The organism is Lachnoclostridium sp. An118, from assembly GCF_002160985.1.
Taxonomy (GTDB): domain Bacteria; phylum Bacillota; class Clostridia; order Lachnospirales; family Lachnospiraceae; genus Claveliimonas; species Claveliimonas stercoravium.
In genome coordinates, this window is the sequence record NZ_NFLQ01000017.1 from 73,283 (window position 1) to 79,282 (window position 6,000).

Genomic DNA, 6,000 nt, shown 5'->3' on the forward strand with positions numbered 1-6,000 from the left:
GGATTTTAAGTCGCCGTTCCGACTATATTATCTTCTTTTTCTATTCTAAGTATACACTATAATATGCTGAAAGTCAATTATTTACCACATCTGTTTCTCTTTCTCTGCATATGAACAAGAAAAAGAACTTATTCCTTTACATAGTATAGCATAACCCTGTCAGATTACAATATTATTTATATACTATTCTATGTACTCTTCCCCCTGCCAATGCCTTGACCATACCACACTCTGCACAATACGGTCACTCTCTTATTCCTCTACCGCCCGGAACAACTCAATTAGCGATTTCAGTCCGACCAGCTTTTCCATATCCACTGCGTCTGCGGATACTACTCTTTTCAGTTCTGTCTCGATCTCATCCATTCTATGCTGAATATCCATCAACATCTTCCTATTGGCAACAATCTCCAGTTTTTGTTCCAGACTGCTCTGGATCATGTAATCCTGTTTTTTCTTCCCACTTATCAAAATTCTCTGCTCCAATTCTGCCCGTTCTTCCGGAGACATACGAAAATTAACGATTATATCTCTCTTCCGATTATGTTCGTCTTTCTTTTTCTTTGGCTGCGCTTTTTGCCTTGGTCTTTTATACATACTCTTTACCCTACCCTTTCCATATTCAGTTTTTCAGCCATATCCTTCTGTGCGGACGGGAACATATGAGCATAGTGCAATGTAATATCAATACTTTCATGCCCCATTCTCCCGGCAATATCCACCGCTGAAAATCCCATATCAATCAGCATAGAAACATGGGAATGCCGAATATCATGGATTCTGATTCTCTTTACTCCCGCCTTTTCTGATCCCCGAATCATCTCATGATGAAGAAAACTTTTTGTAATCTGGAACATCCGGTCATCATCTTTAAATCCATACAGCATAGCCAGATATTCTTGAAGTTCCTCACAAAGGAAATCCGGAATAGATACGGTACGGTTACTTTTCTCTGTCTTAGGATCAGTAATATAATCTTCTCCCTTTATTCTCTGATAAGATTTCGTAACAGAAATAGTTTTAGCAGAAAAATCTATATCTGCAGGTGTCAAAGCAAGAAGTTCTCCCACTCTCAAGCCAGTCCAGAACAGAACTTCAAATGCGTAATATGCCTGCGGTTTATCAATAATTGCCTCTGAAAATTTCTTATATTCTTCCTTCGTCCAAACCAACATTTCTTTTCTCCTCTCTCCACCCATACTTCCAGCCTTTCTGACCGGGTTTTCTTTCAGTTCATATAGCCTGATCCCGTGATTGAATATAGCGCTCAACTGTGACTGTAAGGTTTTCAGATATACTTTTGAATATCCATTTCCATCTTCATCACGGAATGACATCATTTCATTCTGCCACCGCACCACGTCTGCCGCTTTGATTTCATTCATTTTCTTATTACCGAAATAAGGCAGTAATTTTGTCTTGATGATATGCTCTTTGGTAAGCCATGTGTTATACTTTAACCGGGGTTTCATATCCTCCGCATAGACTTCCACAAAATCTTTAAATAGCATATCCAGAGAAGCTTCTTGTTTCTGCCGGAATGTTTTTTCCCAGTCCAGAGCCTCCCTTTTGGTCTTAAATCCTCTTTTCTTCTTTTTCTTATTATTACCTTGCCAGTCCCGGTAATAAAATGCCACATACCATGTATTTCTCTCCGTATCTTTGTATGCTGCCATCACTTAACCTTCTTTCAATCCATAAAATCGCTCTTCATAATACTTCCTACTCACCCGGCCGGCCACAGTAAGGTATCCTTTCGCATTCAACTCATCATTCATCTGACGAACTAATTTGTAAGCAAAGGGTTTTGACACTCCTAGATCCTTTGCCACGATTTCTGCAGTTACAAATAATGTATTTTCCATGATCATTCCTTCTTTCCAGACGTCCTGCGCCTACTATATCGCACATCAATGAATAAGTGAAATGTGCGATATTTTCTATCGCAGACTTGACACACCCAAATAAAACTGATCCATGTTCATCAAATCAGCTTCATTCAATAATATTTCTTCCTTATTAAATAATCGTATCCCTGTCGTACATTACAGAACATACATGTTTCCTTTATTGTCTGTTCCTGATCTGCCCGAATGATAAAGTGTTCCTTTGAATTGTAAAATGGCTTTGCACACACCGGGCATAAGCACATTAAAATCGGTTTATCCAGTTTTTTGATCTCCATGCTGGTACGCAGTGCCTTATCCACTTTTATCATCTGCTCCCGGTTCAGCCTGCCAACAAAATCATCCAGACGTCCTTTATCCAGTGTCCGGATCTGCTCCAATAGGACAAAAGACTCTTTCTCAAGTCCTTTGATTCCATTAATCGGTACATGTGTCGGCAGTTTTGTCTTTGGTCTGCTCGTGATAGCTGCAACAATGACCGTTGGACTATGCCGATTTCCCCGGTTGTTCTGGATGATCAGCACAGGACGGTATCCGCCCTGCTCACTCCCGAAAACAGGATTCAGATCTGCGTGATAAATCTCTCCACGCCGCACTTCTTGTTCTTCCACAATCATATCTCCTTCCTCTGTACGCCTTAGAACTTTCTTTGTTCCGTATGGCTCTCCCTCCGCTCTTTTGAAACCATTATTCACAGTGGGTATGTATCAGCCGGACGCAAAACATTTCTTTGTATCCGGCTACCATAATTGCCTGTTTCAGCCTATTTGTCCTCGACGCCCCGGCTGTTATCGCATGTATTTCATGCGGGGAAATCATCAAGCGGCTGATTGCGAATCAGCTCCACGGGCCTATGCCCCTCTGAGGTTCTCCCAAAGCTGCCCTCACTTGTTGCGACATCCTCAGAGCTGATTCCGCTATGCTCGCCTCGCCGCAGGCGGCAAGGCTCCATCGCTGCATAGCTCCTCGTCTTCCCCGAAAAGAATCCTTCTTTCCGGGGGCCCCTATATGCTCGACTTTATGACCGGACAGGAGTATCATGATACCTGTTGCCTGTTATCGCCTTATCAGTAGCAATCTGATAGTTATAGCCGGGTATTTTCCGCTCCCCGGACAGATAAAACAGCCGCAAACCGATTCTTCTAAATATGTGGGATTTCGCTGCCTTTACCCGTCCGGATCATGGCGTACCCGCTAACGTGGCTTACGCTCATCACGATAGCAACAGGAACGTACTTGATGAATGGGTATGAACTTTTCAAGGTCCTAAGCGGCCATAAAAAGACCTCTCACTTTATTTGCCGTTAAGTGAGAGGTCTGCTCCGCTATTTCAAATAGTTTTTCAATTTTTTTATAATCTTTTCTCTTCTTCTATGAACAGTGCTTGGAGAAACGCCTATTTGCTCTGCATATACTCGTTCCGTTTTTTCAGCAGAAATTTTTTGAATTACAATATCCTCCACGCTCTCATGGCTATCAAGAAACTGCTGTGCGTTATCTTCCATAAGCCTGTCCAAAGAATCTTCTCGGCTTGGAAGGGTTTGTTTTATATTTCCATCCTTATCTTTAACCGTCCGTCCTGTTTTCAAATCATTTTCAAAATATCTTATTTTTCTATCGCCTTTCATATAGGCTGCATATACCTCATCCGTGACTTCTACAAATTGACCACGAATCCATATTTTCTTGTTATCAGCTTTCAAGCTGTCTGCCTCCATTCTTCTGAACTTTTAAGAAAATTCAGAAGAATGGAGGGCTTCTGCAGGAAGGCTCAATCAAACTGGTGTATATTACAACACGACATTTTCCGACAAATAAAAAAAGCACCTGCATGAAAGCAGATGCACACGCATGACAAAAATCGTCATACGAAATAAAGTAATGATGAAAAGTGGTAAAAAATGTCGAACAAAAAAATACCGCAATCCCATGGAGGACTGCGGTATGTATAGACTGTCTTTTTGTTCCTGCTCCTGGCGGGTAGCCGCTGATTCTTATTCGTAAAAGGCTCACGCTGTAAGCGAATGATGCAGTGTTGATGTCGGTTCTTTTATCCATTGAGCAGCCCCTCCAAATATTTAATACCGAGGCTCACTACAATGGCACGGTCAACGGTGGCGAGGGTCTTGCTGTCGAGCCTGCCGATATACTCGCCGAGCCTCGCTTTGTCTATCGTTCGGATCTGTTCGAGCAGGACGGTGGATTCGGTCTTGAGACCGCTTGTTATTATCGCTACATGGGTGGGCAGAGCCGCTTTTGTCTTTCTGCCTGTGATCGCCGCCACGATGGTGGTGGGGCTGTGCTTGTTGCCAGTATTATTCTGCAAAATCAAAACCGGACGAACGCCGCCTTGCTCACTGCCGAAGCCTACGCCGAAGTCGGCGGAATAGATTTCGCCTCGTTTAATCTCTTTCATAGTTAGCCTCCGTTTAAGTAAAAGGCGGCCGAGTGCTTTTGGGCAAACGACCGCCTTGTGTTTTGTATCAATCGCTCTTGGTTCTGTCCGTATTTGTCCACGACGCCCCGAACAAGGGAACACATCCTCCGGTCATGCATTTGACCTCATTGGAATCCCACCACTCCCAGGATCTCTGCGAGGCGCCCTCATTGGCTGCGACGGCTCACGGCATTTTGTTCATACCGCTTCAACGCTCGGCCTGTGACTGGACGCAAGTATCATTATTGCTTCTGCTTTTCATGGCCTTCGGTGCGGATGCGCCGCACCGTCCGACTCAAAAGGTCGTGTGGCTTATCGGCTTCGCCGACGGCAGAAGGAAGGTAAAGGATGCGCTGTACTATTCGGTTTTCAAAGAACGGGCGGAGGCTATAGAGAAAGCCCCCTCACTTTCCATGCCGAAAAGTTGAGGGGGCTACAACCAAGTTTTTTAATTTTCTAAAAGATTTTTGAGCTTTGCTCTGATTTTTGCGATCCGCTTGCTGATTGCCTGTTGTGATACGCCGTAAATTTCGGCAAGGTCGGTGCCTGAAATATCGGCGTAATAATGGCGGTAGATGAGGAGCTGTTCCTAATCGGTCAGCTTGAGGATGGCTTTCCTGAGCTTGTCCGTCATAATGCTTTCCACTACGGCGTCGCATACATCCGGCTGCTCGGCGATGAGGATGTCCTCGCCGCTGAATTCATCGGTGGTCAGCATATCGTAAGAGAAGTCGCCGTTGTCCGCAGAGCGTTCGTCCAGATATTTCTGTCGACGCTTTGCTCGGTAGAATTCTGCGTAATCCTCTTTGGATACCTCCATAAGCCTGCCGTAGAGAGGCAGGAACAGCTTGTCCGCATATAACGGGCAGATTTGCTCACGGCGACAGAATTCCTCATAGGTCAATTCCGTGTACCCGCCGTTTTCTATGATATAAACCGCTTTGGGTTGTTTTTTCAAGGTTATGTGCCTCCGTTCAATCGTTTTTGGTTGGTTTCAAAAACGATTGATACGGAGGGCTGCGGCAGCCGACAGAGCTGCCGGATTGCCGCTGTTTTAAGGCGTAAAGGCCGCAAAAAGTCAAGCCAAGTAAAATTCCCGTTTTTTCGGTGCTTTTATTGGCGCTTCTCGGATATTGTTTTGAATTCTGTCGACCGGGAAGGTCAAAAAAATATAGGTGTCTGTGTGTCTGCGCAAAGACAGTCTTTGCTATTTCAACACCTGTATCTTTCCTGTGTTATTTCTCATTTCCTACCTTGTCACCGAAGGACGGCGGAAACGCCGTTTCTTACGGCAAAATCCCATATTTTATGTTTTCAAGCAACGACGCAAGGTACATCGGGTTCACCTCCTGTTCAAGATGGTTTTCTATAAAATAAGAACGACGGCATTTTCGGATTTCTAATGCCTTTAAGTAAATTTTTTGGCGAACTGCCTGTTTTCGCGCTGAAAGGAACGGCATTTTGTCGAGAGAGTAGTCAAGACCACCGGCTTAGCCGGTGGCTTGCTTTGACCCTATAAGGGTCTTTTACCGGCACCGGAGTCTAAAGACTCATCGATTTGGTTCGCCAATCGCAACATCATTTTCTTACTTGAGCCCTAAAGGGCTCTTCTTATCTGTTTTGCTTTACTGGCTCACCCGTGAACGGGTCTATATA

Annotated in this window: 9 protein-coding genes; 1 reads left to right on the top strand and 8 read right to left on the bottom strand. The window is 44.3% G+C overall.

Going from position 1 to position 6,000, the window contains the following annotated elements; all coding sequences use genetic code 11:
* Nucleotides 1-252: 252 nt before the first annotated feature.
* The 6 genes from B5E62_RS13365 to B5E62_RS13390 form a co-directional block, all read right to left on the bottom strand.
* Nucleotides 253-597, bottom strand: coding sequence for a plasmid mobilization protein (locus tag B5E62_RS13365; RefSeq protein ID WP_087175034.1), 345 nt, complete (start codon nt 595-597; stop codon nt 253-255).
* 5 nt (nt 598-602) lie between these two features.
* Nucleotides 603-1,676: a tyrosine-type recombinase/integrase gene (locus B5E62_RS13370; protein WP_087175035.1), complete on the bottom strand. Its 1,074-nt coding sequence runs from the start codon at nt 1,674-1,676 to the stop codon at nt 603-605.
* A 3-nt stretch (nt 1,677-1,679) separates the two neighbouring features.
* The gene (locus B5E62_RS13375; RefSeq protein ID WP_087175036.1) at nt 1,680-1,865 is read right to left on the bottom strand and encodes a MarR family transcriptional regulator; all 186 of its coding nucleotides are present in this window, start codon (nt 1,863-1,865) and stop codon (nt 1,680-1,682) included.
* A gap of 134 nt (nt 1,866-1,999) precedes the next feature.
* Nucleotides 2,000-2,524, bottom strand: coding sequence for a type II toxin-antitoxin system PemK/MazF family toxin (locus B5E62_RS13380; protein WP_143468873.1), 525 nt, complete (start codon nt 2,522-2,524; stop codon nt 2,000-2,002).
* 708 nt (nt 2,525-3,232) lie between these two features.
* Entirely contained in the window at nt 3,233-3,610 is a 378-nt protein-coding gene (locus tag B5E62_RS13385) for a hypothetical protein (RefSeq protein ID WP_087175047.1), read from the bottom strand.
* 347 nt (nt 3,611-3,957) lie between these two features.
* Entirely contained in the window at nt 3,958-4,323 is a 366-nt protein-coding gene (locus tag B5E62_RS13390) for a type II toxin-antitoxin system PemK/MazF family toxin (RefSeq protein ID WP_076779338.1), read from the bottom strand.
* Nucleotides 4,324-4,361: 38 nt separating this feature from the next.
* On the opposite strand from B5E62_RS13390, the gene B5E62_RS13395 reads away from it, so the two are divergent.
* Nucleotides 4,362-4,772, top strand: coding sequence for a hypothetical protein (locus B5E62_RS13395; protein WP_143468874.1), 411 nt, complete (start codon nt 4,362-4,364; stop codon nt 4,770-4,772).
* Between the two features lie 20 nt (nt 4,773-4,792).
* Here the strand turns inward: B5E62_RS13395 and B5E62_RS17770 are convergent, their stop codons facing one another.
* Together B5E62_RS17770 and B5E62_RS13405 are read right to left on the bottom strand one after the other, a co-directional pair.
* Nucleotides 4,793-4,921 (bottom strand): HTH domain-containing protein, encoded by a 129-nt coding sequence (locus B5E62_RS17770; protein ID WP_083582714.1) that lies wholly within the window; start codon nt 4,919-4,921, stop codon nt 4,793-4,795.
* A 12-nt stretch (nt 4,922-4,933) separates the two neighbouring features.
* Entirely contained in the window at nt 4,934-5,302 is a 369-nt protein-coding gene (locus B5E62_RS13405) for a hypothetical protein (protein WP_083582569.1), read from the bottom strand.
* Nucleotides 5,303-6,000 lie beyond the last annotated feature (698 nt).

What these genes read in the sequence shown, in the direction of transcription:
- B5E62_RS13365 (WP_087175034.1), bottom strand. Translation starts at nt 597, where the DNA reads ATGTATAAAAGACCAAGGCAAAAAGCGCAGCCAAAGAAAAAGAAAGAC.
- B5E62_RS13370 (WP_087175035.1), bottom strand. Translation starts at nt 1,676, where the DNA reads ATGGCAGCATACAAAGATACGGAGAGAAATACATGGTATGTGGCATTT.
- B5E62_RS13375 (WP_087175036.1), bottom strand. Translation starts at nt 1,865, where the DNA reads ATGGAAAATACATTATTTGTAACTGCAGAAATCGTGGCAAAGGATCTA.
- B5E62_RS13380 (WP_143468873.1), bottom strand. Translation starts at nt 2,524, where the DNA reads ATGATTGTGGAAGAACAAGAAGTGCGGCGTGGAGAGATTTATCACGCA.
- B5E62_RS13390 (WP_076779338.1), bottom strand. Translation starts at nt 4,323, where the DNA reads ATGAAAGAGATTAAACGAGGCGAAATCTATTCCGCCGACTTCGGCGTA.